This is a genomic window from Pseudomonas entomophila (genome assembly GCF_023277925.1).
GTDB lineage: Bacteria > Pseudomonadota > Gammaproteobacteria > Pseudomonadales > Pseudomonadaceae > Aquipseudomonas > Aquipseudomonas entomophila_D.
In genome coordinates, this window is sequence record NZ_CP063832.1 from 1,838,952 (window position 1) to 1,857,028 (window position 18,077).

General features: G+C 64.4%; 15 protein-coding genes. 8 read left to right on the forward strand and 7 right to left on the reverse strand.

The features are described from left to right. Positions 1–67: 67 nt before the first annotated feature. Positions 68–1,255, reverse strand: a complete 1,188-nt coding sequence (gene pobA, locus IM733_RS07820; protein WP_248920325.1) for a 4-hydroxybenzoate 3-monooxygenase — start codon at positions 1,253–1,255, stop codon at positions 68–70. A 167-nt stretch (positions 1,256–1,422) separates the two neighbouring features. On the opposite strand from pobA, the gene IM733_RS07825 reads away from it, so the two are divergent. Beyond that, on the forward strand, positions 1,423–2,298 hold the full coding sequence (locus IM733_RS07825) for a helix-turn-helix domain-containing protein (protein WP_248920326.1): 876 nt from the start codon (positions 1,423–1,425) through the stop codon (positions 2,296–2,298). A gap of 85 nt (positions 2,299–2,383) precedes the next feature. Beyond that, positions 2,384–3,439, forward strand: a complete 1,056-nt coding sequence (locus tag IM733_RS07830; protein WP_248920327.1) for a tetratricopeptide repeat protein — start codon at positions 2,384–2,386, stop codon at positions 3,437–3,439. A 22-nt stretch (positions 3,440–3,461) separates the two neighbouring features. On the opposite strand, the gene IM733_RS07835 is transcribed toward IM733_RS07830, so the two are convergent. Next, positions 3,462–5,441 carry a hybrid sensor histidine kinase/response regulator gene (locus IM733_RS07835; RefSeq protein ID WP_248920328.1) on the reverse strand — a complete coding sequence of 660 codons (1,980 nt, stop codon included), beginning with the start codon at positions 5,439–5,441 and terminating at the stop codon, positions 3,462–3,464. A gap of 67 nt (positions 5,442–5,508) precedes the next feature. After that, positions 5,509–5,958 (reverse strand): nucleoside deaminase, encoded by a 450-nt coding sequence (locus tag IM733_RS07840; RefSeq protein ID WP_248920329.1) that lies wholly within the window; start codon positions 5,956–5,958, stop codon positions 5,509–5,511. Between the two features lie 142 nt (positions 5,959–6,100). Here IM733_RS07840 and IM733_RS07845 point away from each other — a divergent pair, with 142 nt between their 5' ends. Continuing rightward, on the forward strand, positions 6,101–6,790 hold the full coding sequence (locus IM733_RS07845; protein ID WP_248920330.1) for a type 1 glutamine amidotransferase domain-containing protein: 690 nt from the start codon (positions 6,101–6,103) through the stop codon (positions 6,788–6,790). An 89-nt stretch (positions 6,791–6,879) separates the two neighbouring features. Here IM733_RS07845 and hppD read toward each other — a convergent pair whose 3' ends face one another. Beyond that, positions 6,880–7,953, reverse strand: a complete 1,074-nt coding sequence (gene hppD, locus IM733_RS07850; RefSeq protein WP_011534212.1) for a 4-hydroxyphenylpyruvate dioxygenase — start codon at positions 7,951–7,953, stop codon at positions 6,880–6,882. Between the two features lie 312 nt (positions 7,954–8,265). Here hppD and IM733_RS07855 point away from each other — a divergent pair, with 312 nt between their 5' ends. Both IM733_RS07855 and rarD read left to right on the forward strand, forming a co-directional pair. Beyond that, positions 8,266–9,852: an EAL domain-containing protein gene (locus IM733_RS07855; RefSeq protein WP_248920331.1), complete on the forward strand. Its 1,587-nt coding sequence runs from the start codon at positions 8,266–8,268 to the stop codon at positions 9,850–9,852. Positions 9,853–9,885: 33 nt separating this feature from the next. Then, positions 9,886–10,773, forward strand: a complete 888-nt coding sequence (rarD, locus tag IM733_RS07860) for an EamA family transporter RarD (RefSeq protein WP_213657136.1) — start codon at positions 9,886–9,888, stop codon at positions 10,771–10,773. Here rarD and IM733_RS07865 read toward each other — a convergent pair. Beyond that, positions 10,736–12,307, reverse strand: coding sequence for a TerC family protein (locus IM733_RS07865; protein WP_248920332.1), 1,572 nt, complete (start codon positions 12,305–12,307; stop codon positions 10,736–10,738). The genes rarD and IM733_RS07865 overlap by 38 nt on opposite strands. Before the next feature lie 428 nt (positions 12,308–12,735). On the opposite strand from IM733_RS07865, the gene IM733_RS07870 reads away from it, so the two are divergent. Both IM733_RS07870 and IM733_RS07875 read left to right on the forward strand, forming a co-directional pair. Then, positions 12,736–14,739 (forward strand): peptidase U32 family protein, encoded by a 2,004-nt coding sequence (locus tag IM733_RS07870; protein ID WP_248920333.1) that lies wholly within the window; start codon positions 12,736–12,738, stop codon positions 14,737–14,739. Positions 14,740–14,957: 218 nt separating this feature from the next. Continuing rightward, positions 14,958–15,515: a TetR/AcrR family transcriptional regulator gene (locus tag IM733_RS07875; protein WP_248920334.1), complete on the forward strand. Its 558-nt coding sequence runs from the start codon at positions 14,958–14,960 to the stop codon at positions 15,513–15,515. Between the two features lie 3 nt (positions 15,516–15,518). Here IM733_RS07875 and IM733_RS07880 read toward each other — a convergent pair whose 3' ends face one another. After that, positions 15,519–16,403: a LysR family transcriptional regulator gene (locus IM733_RS07880; protein WP_248920335.1), complete on the reverse strand. Its 885-nt coding sequence runs from the start codon at positions 16,401–16,403 to the stop codon at positions 15,519–15,521. Between the two features lie 107 nt (positions 16,404–16,510). Between IM733_RS07880 and IM733_RS07885 the strand changes: the two genes are divergently transcribed. Continuing rightward, entirely contained in the window at positions 16,511–17,491 is a 981-nt protein-coding gene (locus tag IM733_RS07885; protein ID WP_248920336.1) for a polysaccharide deacetylase family protein, read from the forward strand. A gap of 6 nt (positions 17,492–17,497) precedes the next feature. Here IM733_RS07885 and IM733_RS07890 read toward each other — a convergent pair whose 3' ends face one another. Beyond that, positions 17,498–18,052 (reverse strand): ester cyclase, encoded by a 555-nt coding sequence (locus IM733_RS07890; RefSeq protein WP_248920337.1) that lies wholly within the window; start codon positions 18,050–18,052, stop codon positions 17,498–17,500. Positions 18,053–18,077: the final 25 nt, after the last annotated feature.

The window sequence follows — 18,077 nt, forward strand, 5'->3', positions numbered from 1 at the left end:
GGCGAAGCAGCCAACAGATTGGCGCCTACCTGTCGCACCAATCCCCCCGTTTGAGCGGGCCTGCGTTTTACTCGACCGCCTCGAACGGCAACCCCACATAATTCTCGGCGATGTTCACCAACCCCGCCGGCGAACTCAGGAAGTACTCGCGGTCAGCCTCCTGCATCTTGCGGTCCCAGTCGTCTTGCTGGTCGCCAAAGTCATGCAATAGCTGGGTCATGAACCAACTGAAGCGCTCCCCTTTCCAGACCCGGCGCAAGGCCATGGGTGAATAGTGGGCCAGCAGGTCGGTGCGCCCTTCGCGGTACACCTTGACCAGGATCCGGTACAGGTAATTGACATCCGAGGCCGCCAGGTTCAGCCCCTTGGCGCCTGTGGGTGGGACGATATGGGCAGCATCGCCGACCAGGAACAGCCGGCCATGCTGCATGGGTTCGACCACATGGCTGCGCAGCGGCGCGATGCTCTTCTCCAGCGCGGGGCCAGTCACCAGGCGCGCCGCGACTTCCTGCGGCAAACGTGCCTTGAGCTCACCCCAGAAACGCGAATCCGGCCAGTCCTCCACCCGCTCCGCGAGCGGCACCTGCAGGTAGTAGCGGCTGCGGGTCTGGGAGCGCTGGCTGCACAGCACGAAGCCTCGGTCGTGATGGGCGTAGATCAGCTCGTGACTGACGGGCGGCGTGTCGGCCAGCAACCCCAGCCAACCAAACGGGTAGACCCGCTCGTACACCTTGAGCACCCCTGCCGGAATGCTCTGCCGGGAGACCCCGTGAAAACCGTCGCAACCAGCGATGTAGTCACAGTCGACGCGCTGCAAACGGCCATCCTTCTCGAATGTCAGGTACGGTCGCGTCGTGTCGATGTCATGGGGCTGCACCGCGCCGGCTGAATAGATGATCGGCGCGCCGCTTTGTTCACGGGCCTGCATCAGGTCGCGGGTCACCTCGGTCTGGCCGTACACCATGACCGTCTTGCCGCCTGTCAACGCCTTGAGGTCGAGGCGCTGGCGACGTCCGCCGACCACCAGTTCGACCCCCTCGTGGACCAGGCCTTCGCGGTCCATGCGCGCCGCCACTCCCGCCTCGCGCAGCAGGTCCACGGTACCCTGCTCCAGGACTCCGGCGCGAATGCGTCCAAGCACGTAATCCGGCGCCTGGCGCTCGACGATCAGCGTGTCGATACCGGCCCTGTGCAGCAGTTGACCGAGCAGCAGGCCGGAAGGGCCCGCACCGATGATTGCAACCTGAGTCTTCATTGTTGTTGTCTCTTTCTGGCGACGCCGGCCCACGACTGGCAGTGGCCGGGCATCTGCTGTTAAGGTTTACCTCCGCATTTTTAATGGCAAAAGGCCCGTTGAAAGTGTGATTTCCGGTTTGAAAACTGCACTTTCGCGAAAATCGTTCGATTAACGAACAGGCCCCCATGCTGACAGCCCTTCCTGGCATCCCACTGTTCCAACTGTATGGCGAGAGCCACACGCGGCCCGACACCGACCTGCTGCACTGCGAGTCGATCTCCGCGCGCAGCCGTCTGCACCACTGGGAAATCAAGCCACACCGCCACGCCGAGCTGCTGCAGCTTCTTTATGTGCAACGGGGCGAGGCGCAAGTGGAAATCGAGGGTTCGCGCAGCGTCATTTGCCAACCGGCCATCCAGGTGGTTCCCCCCCTGACCGTCCATGGCTTTCGCTTCAACGAGCAAATCCAGGGCCATGTACTGACGTTTGGTACAACACTGGTGGCTGAGCTTGAGCAGCGTCTCGGTGCCCCACTCAGCGTGCTGGCAGCGCCGGGCTGTTATCCGCTGGGCCAGGCGCATCGACGCCTGCACACCCTGATCGACGCCCTGCAACAGGAGTACCAGGGCAATGCCCCGGCACGGGCTGCGATGTTGCAGGCGTTGGTCACCACGCTGATGGTCTGGATCAGCCGCCAACAACACGACCAGCCGCCGCGCAATCGAGGCGAACGCGACCGCCAGTTGCTCAGCCAGTACCAGCGCCAGGTCGAAGCGCACTACCGCGAGCATCTGCCTGTCGATACCTTCGCCGCCCGCCTGGGTATCACCAGCGCACAGCTCAACCAACTGTGCCGTGGATTGACCGGCCAGAGTGCGTTGCAGATCCTCCACCAGCGCCTGCTGCTCGAAGCCCGGCGCAACCTGGTGTACACCCGCATGAGCATCGGCCAGCTGTCGGACAACCTGGGCTTCAGCGACCCGACCTACTTCGCCCGATTCTTCAAGCGCCTGAGCGGGCAGACCCCCAACGGCTTCCGGCGCTCGGCCCCCTGCGCATGAGCGCACGGGCCAGGCAGCCCCACGCGGTTGCAATTCACGCCGGGCTGTCCCAAGCTCTGCCCTCCCCTACGCCGCAGAACGTCCGATGCCCAGACGCCAGCTCATCCTGATCGCCCTGCTGCTCCTGATCCTGGTGCCAGGCGTGCTCGTCTATTGGTGGCATGCACCACAACCCACGCCGCCCAGCGTGCCCCCGCACAGCTACGCCAAGGCCTTGCGCCAGGCCCATGATGGCCAGCCCGGCGCCGCACGCGTGCTGTACCAGCAACTGCAACGTGACGACCTGGCGCCGATCCGCCGTGCCGCCCTGTACGCCGAACTGCCCAACTACCCTTCTCCCCTGGCGCTGAAGCTGGCCCAGCAGGATCTCGAACACGGCGACCCCATGGTCCGCCGTGCGGCCATCGCCAGCATCCGCCGATTGCTGCCGGCCGCCCAACGCAGCCTGGTGCTCGGGCCGCTGTTGGAAGATGACGAGCAAAGTGTGCGCTTCGCCGCGGTCGATGCCCTGCTCGGCCTCGACCCGGATGCCATCGGCCTGTATTTCGGACCGCTGCAGGACGCGCTGGAGCAATACGAGCAGACACTGGAGCAACAGCCCGACGACGCTGCCGCTCAAGTTCACCTGGCCAGGCTGTACATGCATGAGCAAGCGTTCGAACCCGCGACCAGAGCGCTGCAGCGCAGTCTCAGCCTGGCCCCCGAGGGGTTGCATGCCCTGGCCACCCAGGTGCGCCTGCTTGAACGGCAGGGCCAGCATGACGCCTCGCGCCAGGTGCTGGCCAAGGCCCTGGCGTTGCGCCCGGACTCGGCGTTCCTGCAGTACGAGTTGGGGCTGTGGCTTACGCGCCACGAACAACCGGAATATGCCCTGCTCGCATTGGCCAGGGCCGTCGAACTGGAACCGGACAACAGCGACTACCGCTATACCCTCGCCGTCACCCTGCACCAGCTGGAGCAAGTGGACGCCGCACAGAAGCAGCTGGAGGCCGTCCTCAACCACGAACCCGCCAATCGGCGAGCGCGGATCCTGCTGATCCAGTACTGGAAGGAGACCGGTCAGTTGCAGAACGTCCAGGTGCTGCTCGCCGAACTGGAGCGACAGAACCCAGACGACCCTTACCTGCAGCAAGGCCTGTGAAGTTGAATGCACGCCCCTGGGCTCACCCCTGCAGAATGCGGTGAACCTGCCCGACCAGGGTCTCCAGGGAAAACGGCTTGAACAGCAAGGCCGTGCCTGGCTCGTCGAGCATGGTCTGCTCGACAGGGTGCTCTGTAAAACCGGTGATGAACAGGATCTTCTGCTCCGGCTTGATCAGCCGCAACGCCCTGGCGACCTGACTACCGCTGAAGCCTCCCGGCAATCCGATATCGGTGATCACCAGGTCGAACGGCCCGGCATGACGGAACTGCCCCAAAGCGGCGTTGGCGTCCGTCACGTCGCACACCTCGAAGCCGCGCTCCACCAGCACTTCCTTCATCAAATTGCGCAGCGTGACTTCATCATCGACCAACAACACCCGCTCGCCCCGAGCTTGGCCAGTCACTAACGGCAAGGGTTCGGGCAGCGTGCCGTGGAACCTGGGAAACATCAGCACTACCCGGGCACCTTTATCCTTGGTCGACTCGATCCAGGCCTGCCCCCCCGACTGGCGTACGAAGCCATGGACCATGGGCAAGCCGAGCCCTGCCCCCTGGCCCAGTGGTTTGGTGGTGAAAAACGGTTCGAAGGCGTGTTCCAGGTCCTCTTGCGACATGCCATGGCCGTCATCTTCGACCTGGATCAGCACATAGTCGCCAGCCGGGACACCGGCCACCCCTTCAGTGGCGACGACAAGCCTTTCATTGACGGTACGGATCGACAGGTTGCCACGGCCCAGGCAGGCATCACGCGCATTGGCGCACAGGTGCAGCAGCGCGTTGCGCAGCTGGTCAGGGTCGAGCTGGACGGGCCAGGGGGCTGTGTCCAACTGCCACTCCAGGTTCATCTGACCACCCAGGGCCTGTTGCAGGACGGGTTGTGCCTCGCGCAGCACACGGTTGACATCCAACGCCACGGGGGAAAGTGGCTGACTGCGGGCAAACGCCAGCAGGTTGTGGGTCAGGCCTATGGCCCGCTGGGCACATTCACGGGCCATTCGCACGTAGCTGTCCAACCGTTCCAGCTGCCCTTGGGCGATACGTCGATCCAGCAGTTCCAGGCTGCTGCCAACCCCGGACAGCACGTTGTTCATCTCATGCGCCAGGCCTCCGGCCACGCTGACCACCGACTCCATGCGCTGGCTATCGCGCAAGGCCGCCTCGGCAAGCCGTTGGACGGCCTGGCGCTCATGAGTGATATCCCGCCCCACGAGAATCGGGAACTCTTGACCGGGTGTCGTGCGCCACCGGAACGAGCAGTAATGACCTTCACAGTGGCGCATCCGGGCTTCGAAGGCGTTGGTGACGATCCCCTGCTCGAGTGCCATGAGAGCCAGCTGAACCTCGCTGCGATCAGCTGGATGAAACAGCTCCAGCAAGGGTCCCTCGACCTGCGCTGCCTGCTCCCAGCCCAGCAACCGGGACCAGGCAGGGTTGGCCGTGCGTAAGCGCAGCTGCCCGTCGAGTATCAGCATCACATCTGGAGACAATTGCCAGGTATGTTCAGTATCGGCCAGGTAATGCGCCAACTGCCCTTCGAAGGACTGCGCCAGATCGCGCCATTCGCGCGTGCTCTGCCTGCTCGCCGTAGTGTCGAGCAACGTGTGCAGAAAACCGGCGACCGCCCCTTGATCGTCGCGGATCGGCGAATAGCAGCAAGTGAACCACGCCTGTGTTTGCTTGCCGCCACGCGATACTGTCAGCTCGGTGTTCTCCACCAGACTGCCTTGGCCTTCCAGGGTTTTGAACACAACGCCCCCCATGTGGTCCCAGGCGTCGCGCCAAAGCTGGTCGAAGCTTTCGCCCTGAGCGGCGCTTTTCTGCCCCAACAACGCCAGGTAGGCATCGTTGTGGATCACCGTCAGGTCCGCCCCCCACACCAATGCATTGGGGAAAGGTGACAACAACAACATGTCGACAGCGATACGCAAGGTCGGTGGCCACTGCGTCACAGGCCCCAACGGCGTGCGGCCCCAGTCGAAACGGGCAATCGCTTCGCTCATCCGCGCCGCAATCGGGGACGCGGGCGCCAGATGTATCACCTGGATAGCTCCGGGCGCTGGCAATGCGTCAGCGGCCAATATCTTCATTCCACAGTTGCGGTTTTTCCTTTATGAACTGGTTCATCAAGTCTCGACAGGTTTGGTCGTGACGTACGTCAAGCACAACGCCTCGGCTTGTGAGCAGTTGCTCTTCGCCCATAAATGTTTCGTTCTCGCCGATGACCACGCGCTTGATGCCGTAAAGAAGAATCGCGCCACTGCACATGGCACAGGGCGACAAGGTGGTGTAGAGCGTCGCCTCTTGGTAGACACTGGCCGGCTGACGCCCGGCGTTTTCCAGGGCGTCCATCTCGCCGTGGAGGATGGCGCTGCCATTCTGCACCCGGCGATTATGTCCCCGGCCGATGATCTTGCCGTCGTGCACCAGCACCGAGCCGATGGGGATCCCCCCTTCTGCCAGCCCCTTGTGGGCTTCGTCGATGGCCGCCCGCATGAATGCAGAGGTGTCCTGTTCCATGGTGTCGCCCCGTAATGCGTTTGTTGTGCAGCAGCCTAGCACAGCGTCGGAAGGTCATGGCACCTTGCCAATCGACGGCTATGCTCAATAGGCTTTCCCCTGCCGGTTAATGACTCTCACTGGGTTCAATGGGCATGCGAACATGAACAAGAAGATCCTGATCGTGCTGACCAATACCGCCAAGTACCCCGATCTCAAGCGGGCCACAGGGTTGTGGCTGGGTGAGGCCGTGCACTTCGTCGACAAGGTGCAACAGGCCGGCTACACGGTCGACTATGTCAGCCCGGCGGGTGGCTACGTGCCCATCGACCCGCACAGCCTGCAGATGGCACCAGAGCTGGACTGGCAGTGGTACAACGACAAGGCCTTCATGAACCGCCTGGGTGCAACCCTGAACCCGACCCAGGTCAAGGCCGAGCACTACAGCGCGATCTATTACACCGGCGGCCATGGCGTGATCTGGGATTTTCCCAGCAACCAGCCATTGCAGGAGCTGGCGCGGCGCATTCACGAACGCGGCGGCGTGGTCGCCTCGGTATGCCATGGTGCGGTGGGGTTGTTGAACATCAAGCTCAGCGATAACACCCTACTGCTCAAAGAAAGGGAGGTGACGGGCTTCTCCAACACAGAGGAGAAACTCGCCGAGCTGGATAGCGTAGTGCCGTTCCTGACCGAGAACGAACTGGGCGCGCGCGGCGGCATATACAGCAAGGCGGAGGATCCATGGATGCCCTTCGTGGTCGAGGACGGCAACCTCATCACCGGGCAGAACCCGGCCTCTACCACTGGCGTGGCCGAGGCGGTCCTGCGCTACCTGGACACCAGGAAATAGCCAGAAACATCGCGGGGCCAGCCGGCTCCCACACCATGAAGGGCGTGAGAGCCGGCTGGCCCCGCGATAGGTGTTGCAGGTGACGCGTGTTACTCGACGTTCAGCACGCCACGGCGCACCTGATCACGCTCGATCGACTCGAACAGCGCCTTGAAGTTGCCTTCGCCGAAGCCATCGTCGCCCTTGCGCTGGATGAACTCGAAGAATACCGGGCCCAGCAGGGTCTCGGAGAAGATCTGCAGCAGCAGGCGCTTGTCGCCCGCCTCGGACGCGCCATCCAGCAGGATCCCGCGGCTCTTGAGCTGGTCGACCGGCTCGCCATGGCCCGGCAGGCGTTCCTCGAGCATCTCGTAGTAGGTCTGTGGCGGCGGGGTCATGAAGCGCATGCCGAAGCCCTTGAGCGCGTCCCAGGTCTTGAGCAGGTCGTCGGTGAGGAAGGCCACGTGCTGGATACCCTCACCATTGAACTGCATCAGGAACTCTTCGATCTGCCCCGAGCCCTTCGACGATTCCTCGTTGAGCGGGATGCGGATCATGCCGTCCGGCGCGGTCATGGCGCGGGAGGTCAGGCCGGTGTACTCGCCCTTGATGTCGAAGTAGCGGATCTCGCGGAAGTTGAACAGCTTCTCGTAGAAGCCCGCCCAATACGACATACGCCCGCGATAGACGTTGTGGGTCAGGTGGTCGATGATCTTCAGGCCGGCACCGACCGGGTTGCGGTCAACGCCTTCGATGAACTTGAAGTCGATGTCGTAGATCGAGCTGCCTTCTTCATAGCGGTCGATCAGGTACAGCGGCGCGCCACCGATACCCTTGATCGCCGGCAGGCGCAGCTCCATCGGGCCGGTTTCGATCTCCACCGGCTGGGCGCCCAGCTCAAGGGCACGGGCGTAGGCTTCGTGGGCGTTACGCACGCGGAAGGCCATGCCACACACCGACGGGCCGTGCTCGGCGGCGAAGTACGAGGCAATGCCCGGTTCGTTGTTCAGAATCAGGTTGATGCCACCCTGGCGATACAGGTGCACATCTTTGGAGCGGTGGGTCGCCACCTTGGTGAAACCGAGCATCTGGAACACAGGTTCCAGCACGCCAGGGGTCGGCGAGGCAAGCTCGATGAATTCGAAGCCTTCCAGGCCCATCGGGTTGTCGAAGATATCTGCCATTTCTATGTCCTCATCTGCAGCGAAATACGATTGTTCAGTTGCTTTCGATGTAGAACTGGCGTGGTGGTGAGCACGGTATCCCGCGCACGCTGCGGGCGAGGAAGTCACCAATGATCAGCTTGAACCCATGGTATGTCATATGGACCCATTCTCGGCGGGTTTGATTCCCCGGGGGCGGAGAACCTTATTCTTGTATTCGTAACCGGATTCTATAGTGCGTAAATCGGTTTGTCGCGCTTTAGTTCGAAGGCCGCTCGACAAACGGCTATCCTCTGCATAATTCACGTCCGCCCGTCCGAAGGTCCCCCGCGCATGCCCCTGACACCCAAACGCCCTGCCCGCTGGAGCTGGCGCATGTTGCTACCCTGGTGCGTGGGCGTGCTGCCGCTGCTGTGCGGGCTGGCGGTGATGCGCTGGCAGACCGAGCGCGAGCTGCAGGCCAGCAGCGCGGCAACCGCCCACGAGGTGGTGCAACACCTCGAGACCGTGCTCGACAGCCTCTCCATCGCCGCCAGCCACCTGCTACCAAAAGCCGGCCAGCCCTGCCAGGACGTGCAACTGGCGTTGCGTATCGAAGTGACGCGCAACGCCTTCGTGCGCTCCACCAACCTGTTCGAACGCGACACGCTGTATTGCTCCTCCCTGTTCGGCGAATTCGACGAGCCGGTGGACGCCAGGGACTACACCGGTGGGCAACTGTGGCTGATGGATGGCAACTCGGTCACCCCTGGCCAACCGCTGCTGGTCTACCGCATCAGCGAGGGTGACCGCGGCGCCATCACCACGGTGGATGGCAATCATCTGCTCACCGCCTTGCGCCTGATCGGCGAGGACGAAGAACTGCAGGTGCAGGTGGGCAACCACTGGATGGGCAGGGACGGCCTGGTGCACAACGGCAGCCCACCTGCCGCGGCCAGCGCGGCGGTCACGTTCTCCTCGACGCGCTACCCGATCAGCGTGCACGGTGGCTATGGCCCTGCCAAGCCGGGCGAGCTGATGCGTTCGCGCTACCCGGCCCTGCTTAGCCTGCTGCTGGTACTGGGGATACTGGCCGGCGTCACCTGCCGCTGGCAGATTCGCCGCGCCTCCTCGCCCCGCGCCGAACTGCACCGGGCGCTGGAGGCCGGCGAGTTCCTGCCCTACTTCCAACCGGTGGTGCGCAAGGGCGACTACCACTGGGCCGGCGTCGAAGTGCTGATGCGCTGGCAACATCCGCGCGAAGGCCTGGTGCGCCCCGACCTGTTCATCCCCTACGCCGAGCACAGTGGGCAGATCGTCGCCATGACCCGCAGCCTGATGCTCAACACCGCGCAGGCGCTGGCCCCACACGCCGAGCTGCTGGAGGACGGGTTCCACATCGGCATCAACATCACCGCCGACCACTGCCGCGACCTGGGCCTGCTCGACGACTGCCAGACCTTCCTCCAGCATTTCCCGCCCGGGCGCGTGGTGCTGACCCTGGAACTGACCGAGCGCAAGCTCATCGAGCCGACACCGGTCACCCTGGCGCTGTTCGAAAGGCTTCACGCGATGGGGGTGATGATCGCCCTGGACGACTTCGGCACCGGCCAGTCCAGCCTCAACTACCTGCGCCAGTTCAAGGTCGACTACCTGAAGATCGACCAGGGTTTCGTCGCCATGATCGGCGGCGATGCGCTCTCCCAACACATTCTCGACACCATCATCGAACTGTCCGCCAAACTGGGGTTGGGCATCGTCGCCGAGGGTGTGGAGACCGACGTCCAGCGCGACTACCTGGCCCATCACGGCGTGGACTTCCAGCAGGGCTACCTGTTCGCCCGGCCGATGCCCATCGCCGAGCTGCTCCTGGCCCTCGCCGCGCGCCCCGGCAGCCCGCGGTTGCCGCAAGGCGCGGCCCCTGAGATCATGCGCGGCTGATCCCACCGCTCACTTCCCGTTTTCGAGGCATTCGTGTCAAAAGGCATTGTTTCGTCGGTCATGGCATCCTGCCTGTTCGCCGTGATGTACTTCTATACCTCCTTCCTCAAGCCGCTGGATGGCGAGGAAATCTTCGGCTGGCGAACCCTGCTGACCCTACCCTGCCTCACCCTGTTCATGCTCATTTCCAAAGACTGGAAGCGCGTCGGCGAGCTGCTGGGGCGTGTCCGGCGCACACCGCTCCTGCTGCTGGGCATGGTCGGCACCTCCTGGCTGATGGGCGTGCAGCTATGGCTGTTCCTCTGGGCACCGTTGCACGGGCGCAGCCTGGAAGTCTCGATGGGTTATTTCCTGCTGCCGCTGGCCATGGTCCTGACCGGGCGGCTGGTGTATGGCGAGCGCCTGTCACGCCTGCAGAAGGTGGCAGTGAGCTGCGCGGCCCTGGGCGTGGGCCACGAGCTGTACCAGCACGGCAGCTTCGCCTGGGAGACGCTACTGGTGATGATCGGCTACCCGATCTACTTCGTCCTGCGCCGCCGCTGCCGCACCGACCACCTCGGTGGCCTGTGGTGCGACATGTGCCTACTGCTGCCCTGGGCCCTGTACTTCGTGATCCAGGGCCCGCTGTCGGCGGCCGACCTTGCCGAACACCCCGGCCTTTACGGGCTGATTCCGCTGCTCGGGGCGATCAGTGCCTGCGCCCTGATCGCCTACGTGCTGGCCAGCCGCCTGTTGCCGTTCAGCCTGTTCGGCCTGCTCAGCTACGTCGAGCCGGTGCTGCTGGTGGGCGTTGCCCTGCTGCTGGGCGAGACCATCGGCCCGGACCAGTGGCTCACCTACCTACCGATCTGGGCCGCCGTGCTGGTGCTGGTGCTCGAAGGTTTCAAGCACCTGCTGCGCCAGCGTCGGCGCTCGGTGTAAGGCGCACCTGGCGTACCCGTCGCTCCTCCACCGCGACCACGGTCAGGGTCCAGCCGTTCCAGGCCAGCCGGTCGCCGACCATCGGCAAGCGATCCAGCAGGCTCATCACCAGGCCCGCGAGGGTCTGGTAGTCCTCGGTGGCGCGGGCGGCGAAGCCGGTCCGCGCCTGGATCTGGGCCAGGTTGAGTGCGCCACTGACCACGAAGCCGCCCTCCTCCTCGATTACGCCCGGCCCCTCGACCTCGCTGGCGTCCGGCAGTTCGCCGGCAATCGACTCGAGGATGTCGGTCATGGTCAGCACACCGGTGAAGTCACCGAACTCGTTGACCACGAAAGCAATGTGCGTGGATTGCCCGCGCATCTGCTCCAGGGCGTTGAGGATGCTGAAGCTCTCCAGCAGGTTGAGCGGCGCCCGCGCCAGGTTTTCCAGGTCCGGCTGATTGCCGGCCAGCAGCTCCCTGAGCAGCTCCTTCTTGTGCACGAAGCCCAGCGGTTCCTCGATCCGGCCATCGCGAATCAGCGGCAGGCGCGAGTACGACGAGCTGACCAGTACCTGGGTTATAGCCTCGGTGGGCTGCGACAGGTCGATCACGTCGACCTTGGCGCGCACGGTCATCAACGTGCGGATCGGCCGCTCGGCCAGGTTCAGCACGCCGCTGATCATCACCCGCTCGCGGCGGTCGAAGACCACGTGCTCGTCACCACCCTCGACCAGGTCGGCGATCTCCTCGCCCAGTTCGTCGGCCTCCACCCGCCGCCCGCCCATCAGGCGCAACACGGCGTGGGCGGTGCGTTCACGCAGCGGCCGATGCTGCTGCAGGCTGCGCTTGCGGCGGGCACGGGCCAGCTGGTTGAACAGCTCGATCAGCAGCGAGAAACCAATGGCCGCGTACAGATAGCCTTTGGGGATATGGAAGCCCAGGCCCTCGGCGGTCAGGCTGAAGCCGATCATCATCAGGAAGCCCAGGCACAGCATGATCACCGTCGGGTGAGCGTTGACGAAGCGGGTCAGCGGCTTGCTGGCGACGATCATGATGCCGATGGAGAAGATCACCGCGATCATCATCACCGACAGCTGTTCGACCATGCCCACCGCGGTGATCACCGCGTCCAGCGAGAACACCGCGTCGAGCACCACGATCTGCGCCACGATCGGCCAGAAGGCGGCATGACGCGCCACACCACCCGACTGGGCGACATGCCCTTCCAGGCGTTCGTGCAGCTCCATGGTGGCCTTGAACAGCAGGAACACACCACCGAACAGCATGATCAGGTCACGGCCGGAGAAGGTCTTGCCGAAGATATCGATCAACGGCGCGGTCAGGGTCACCATCCACGAGATGCTGGCCAGCAGGCCCAGGCGCATGATCAGCGCCAACGACAGGCCGATCACCCGCGCGCGGTCGCGCTGATGCGGCGGCAGCTTGTCCGCCAGGATGGCAATGAACACCAGGTTGTCGATACCCAGCACCAGTTCGAGGACGATCAGCGTCAACAGGCCCAGCCAGGCCGTGGGGTCGGCTAGCCATTCCATCAGCGGGTACTCACGGGGAAAGCGTCACGAGGACGGGGGAAGGTTGGCCGGGACGGCCGGGGACTGGGGGGCTCCGCGAAGGTGCTCATATAGACCTTGTTCGAAAAATGGGATGTCGATCCTACAATCGATGCAGATTTTTCTGATAGCGCGAAACTATTACAAAAGCTGTAACAGATGACCCCGGGCACGTTTGGCGCTGAACGCTGAACCCTGTAGGAGCGGCTTAAGCCGCGATGCAGCCATCGCGGTGGCTGGCACCCGCTTTGCAGGTGATCGCGGCTAAAGCCGCTCCTACAGAGGCCGTGTCAGACCATCGTTTCATGTTGCGCGCCATTAGCGCCGGCCTCCCGGCAGACCAAGGATGCTCCCGCTGCAAATCACCGCTACAATGCCCGCCTTACCGTGACAGCCCGACCTATAACGACATGTCCCTTCCAAAGAATCACCTGGAACTGCTCAGCCCTGCCCGTGACGTGAGCATCGCCCGCGAGGCGATCCTGCACGGCGCTGACGCCATCTACATCGGCGGCCCGAGCTTCGGCGCGCGCCACAACGCGTGTAACGAAGTCAGCGATATCGCCGAGCTGGTGGAGTTCGCCCGCCGCTACCACGCGCGCGTCTTCACCACCCTCAACACCATCCTCCACGACAACGAGCTGGAACCGGCGCGCAAGCTGATCCACCAGCTGTACGACGCCGGGGTCGACGCGCTGATCGTCCAGGATCTCGGGGTGATGGAGCTGGACATCCCGCCCATCGAGCTGCACGCCAGCACCCAGACCGACATCCGCACCCTGGAGCGGGCCAGGTTCCTCGACCAGGCCGGCTTCTCGCAACTGGTGCTGGCCCGCGAGCTGAACCTTCAGCAGATCCGCGCCATCGCCGCCGAGACCGACGCGGCCATCGAGTTCTTCATCCATGGCGCGCTGTGCGTGGCCTTCTCCGGCCAGTGCAACATCTCCCACGCCCAGACTGGGCGTAGCGCCAACCGTGGCGACTGCTCCCAGGCCTGCCGTCTGCCGTACACGCTCAAGGACGACCAGGGCCGCGTGGTGGCGTTCGAGAAGCACCTGCTGTCGATGAAAGACAACAACCAGACCGCCAACCTGCGCGACCTGGTCGATGCCGGCGTGCGCTCGTTCAAGATCGAGGGCCGTTACAAGGATGTGGGCTATGTGAAGAACATCACCGCCCACTACCGCAAGGAGCTCGACGCGATTCTCGAAGACCGCCCGGCGCTGGCCCGTGCCTCCAGCGGGCGCACCGAGCACTTCTTCGTGCCGGACCCGGACAAGACCTTCCACCGCGGCAGCACCGACTACTTCGTCAGTGATCGCAAGATCGACATCGGCGCCTTCGACTCCCCCACCTTCACCGGCCTGCCGGTGGGCGTGGTCGAGAAAGTCGGCAAGCGCGACCTGCTGGTGGCCACCGACGTGCCGCTGACCAACGGCGACGGCCTCAATGTGCTGGTCAAGCGTGAGGTCGTGGGCTTCCGCGCCAACATCGCCGAGCTCAAGAGCGAGTCCGAGGAAGACGGCCAGAAGCGCTACCGCTACCGCGTCGAGCCCAACGAAATGCCCGAAGGCCTGCACAAGCTGCGCCCCAACCACCCCCTGTCGCGCAACCTCGACCACAACTGGCAACAGGCCCTGCAGCGCACCTCCGCCGAGCGCCGCGTGGGTGTCGAGTGGCATGCGGTGCTGCGCGAGCAGCGCCTGATGCTCACGCTCGGCAGTGAAGAGGGTGTCAGTGTGCAAGTGGCCCTCGACGGGCCGTTCGGTGCCGCCAACAAGCCGCAACAGGCACTGGACCAACTGCATGACCTGCTTGGTCAGCTGGGTACTACGATGTACCACGCCACGGCCATCGAACTCGATGCACCGCAGGCCTACTTCATCCCCAACTCGCAGCTCAAGGCCCTGCGCCGCGAAGCCATCGAAGCGCTGACCGAAGCGCGGGTCAAGGCGCACCCGCGTGGCGGGCGCAAGGCCGAGACCACGCCGCCGCCGGTGTACCCCGAGTCGCACCTGTCGTTCCTGGCCAACGTCTACAACCAGAAGGCCCGCGATTTCTACCACCGTCACGGCGTGCAACTGATCGACGCAGCCTACGAAGCCCACGAGGAGCACGGCGAAGTGCCGGTGATGATCACCAAGCACTGCCTGCGCTTCTCCTTCAACCTGTGCCCCAAGCAGGCCAAGGGCGTCACCGGCGTGCGCACCAAGGTCGCGCCGATGCAGCTGATCCAGGGCGACGAGGTACTCACGCTGAAGTTCGACTGCAAGCCCTGCGAGATGCATGTGATCGGCAAGATGAAGGGCCATATCATCGACCTGCCGCCCCCGGGCAGCGCGGCGGTGGCGCAGGTGGTCGGGCATATCAGCCCGGAAGACCTGCTCAAGACCATCCCCCGCGCACCGCACTAAGCGATACCCCCTGTAGGAGCCGGCTTGGCGGCGAACACCGGCACAGCCGGTGCCAGCCACCGCGTTGCCTGGTTCGCCGGCAAGCCGGCTTCTACAGGTCCGCAGAATTTAAAAGTCTCATATGAGCTAATTTCGTCTCATATGTTATAGTCCACGATCTTTCGTCAGCTTTCGCCCGCCATCGGCACCTGCGGGCGATCATCGACTCGAGGTCATTCATGCGTAGATCCCTCCAAGAAGAACGCCTGCTCAAGGCGCTTGCCCATGCCATCGTGATTCAACCGCGTGCCACCCTGAAAGAGCTGGCGGAAACCGCCGGCGTCAGCAAGGCCACCCTGCACCGCTTCTGCGGCACCCGTGAGAACCTGGTGAACCTGCTCGAGGACCATGGCGAGCAGGTGCTGAACCTGGTCATCCAGGAGGCCGACCTGGAGCGGGCCGAACCCCTGGACGCCTTGCGCCACCTGATCGCCGAACACCTCAAACACCGCGAAATGCTGGTGTTCCTGATGTTCCAGTACCGCCCCGACACCCTGCTCAACAACGCTGAAGACCGCCGTTGGGAGGCCTACACCCAGGCCATGGATGCGTTCTTCCTGCGCGCCCAGCAGATGGGCGTGCTGCGCATCGACATCAGCGCGGCGGTGTTCACCGAAATGTTCATGACCATGATCTACGGCATGGTCGACGCCGAGCGTCGCGGGCGCGCGGCCAGCGCCAACACCGCCCAGGCCCTGGAGCAATTGTTCCTGAACGGTGCCCGCACGCCGGCTTGACGCTCAGGGCGCGGCCAGCCGCGCGACAATCGCCTCGGCCAGCGCCCGCACCCGCCGTGGCTGCACCCGGCTCGGCGGGTAGACGATCTGCAGCGCTACCTCACCAGCGCCGTAGGCGGCCAGCACCTCCACCAACCGGCCGCTGTCCAGGTCAGCCTGCACATCGCGGATCGACTTCAGGCACAGGCCATGCCCGGCCAACGCCCAGCGCCGCACCTGTTCGCCATTGTTGGCCACCCGACGCCCGCTGACCCGCACGGGGTATGCGTTGCCCCCCAGGCGAAACGGCCAGGTACGCTCGGCATGGATGCCAAAGCGCATGACGATGCAGTCGTGGTCCGCCAGCTCATCGGGATGGGCCGGGATGCCATGACGTTGCAGGTACTCCGGCGCGGCGCACACCACCCTGCGGTTGTCCCCCAGCACCCGCGCGCGCAACGAGCTGTCGGCCAATGTGCCATAGCGAATGGCGAAATCGATGCCCTGCCCCACCAGGTCGACATAGCCATCGGTAAGGTCGAGGTCGATGGCCACCTGCGGATGGTCCGCCAGGAAGCGGTCGAGGATGGGTGCGATGACGTTCTGCCCCAGGTCGACCGGCGCACTCAGGCGGATCAGCCCCGCGATGTTCTCGCTGCCATGCCTGATGCGCCCTTCCAGTTCGTCGGCCTCGGCCAGCAGGCGCCGCGCGCCATCGGCCAACACGCGCCCCTCGTCGGTAAGATTGAGCGAACGCGTGGTGCGGGTAAGCAGCGCCACGCCGTAGTGAGCCTCCAGCGCCGACAGGCGTTCGGACACCGTCGCTGGCGACAGCCCCCGCTCACGGCCTGCGGCTGACAGGCTGCCTTTTTCGATGATGGCCAGGAACAGCGCCAGGTTATCCAGCATGGTTTTCGCTTTTTCCGAAATATGAATTTGTCTGCCACCTGATTATTAGCGATTTACCCACTAATTACACTGACGCCTCCCCTACCCACCCCATCGGGAGACTATCGATGACCAGCAGGAGAGATTTCGTCAAAGGCACCCTCGTCGGCGGCATCGCCGCAGCGGCCGCAGGCACGGTGCTGACCAGTGGCGCCGCCACCCCGCCCCGCAGCAGCCCCGCCCCGGCAGGCGGTGGCGGGCCGTTCTGGCCCAACGGCGCGCAATTGGTGATCTCGATCTCGTTGCAGTTCGAGTCGGGCAGCCAGCCCGCCCACGCTGAAAGCCCGTTCCCGCCGCTGGATGCGCGCTACCCAGACACCATTGCCCCCAGCTGGTACCGCTATGGCCCGCTGGAGGGTGTGCCGCGCCTGCTCGACCTGTTCGACCGGCACGGTATCAAGGTCACCTCGCACATGGTCGGCAAGGCTGTCGAAGCCTACCCGGAGCTTGCCGCCGAAGTGGTGCGTCGCGGCCACGAGGCCGCGGCCCATGGCCTGTACTGGGCACCGCAATACAGCCTGACGCCCGCCGAGGAACGCCGTCACTACGAGCAGGCGGCGGCCATCGTCGAACGGGTTACCGGCCAACGCCCGGTGGGTTTCAACGCCTTCTGGATGCGCCATTCCCGGGACACCCTGAACATCCTCCAGGACCTGGGCTTCCTCTACCACATCGACGACCTGTCCCGGGACGAGCCGTCGATCACCCCGGTACGCGGCAAACCCTTCGTCGTGGTGCCCTACACCCTGCGCAACAATGATATCGGCCGCATCGCCGGCTCCACCGCGATGACCGGCGCCGCCCTGCTGCAGGAACTCAAGGACGAGTTCGACGTGCTGTATGCCGAAGGCCGCCAGCGGCGCCGGCTGATGTCGCTGTCGGCCCACGACCGCATCGGCGGCACGCCGACCGTGGCCCACGCCCTCGACCAGTTCATCGCCTATGCCAAGTCCCACCCCGGCGTGGCCTTCCTGCGCAAGGACGAGATCGCCCGCTGGACCCTGGCCCAGGGCAATGCACCGCTGAACCCGGCCAGGGTCTTCGACTGACTGCGCTCAGCGCGCGGCCAGCCCGGCCTGCTGCAGGAAGGTCAGGTTGTCTTCCAGGTGCCAGTCCTCGGCAATGCGGCCATCGGCGATGCGATAGATGTCCATGGCGATGAAGTCGATGGCCTCGCCCTGCCCCTGGCGCTCGCCCAGCTTGCCAGTGAAATGCCCGGTAAAGCGCAGGGCCGCGGTAACCCGGTCACCGGCAACGATCATCTGCAACACCTCGCAGCGCAGGTCCGGCACCGCCGCGCGGAAGGCCTTCGAGGCTTTCAGCGGGCCTTCGATACCTTGCGGCCGCCCCGCCGGCAGGGTGTTGTCGCGAAAGTCCGTGGCCAGCGCGGCGCGGGCCATGGCTTCGTCGCCGGTATTCCAGAAGGTGTCGTAGCGCCGGGCGGCGAGGATCTGCTGTTCGAGCTGTGCCTTGGGCGGGCTGTGGTCGACCACCAGCACGGCTGGCGTGACCAGTTCGCCGGCACTGGACAGGTTCGCGGCAGCCGCCAGCACCAGAGGGGTCAACCAGCGGCCGGCACGCAGCCCCGAAACCTTGGATTCGGTATTCATGTTCAATTCCTAAAAGTGTCGTCAG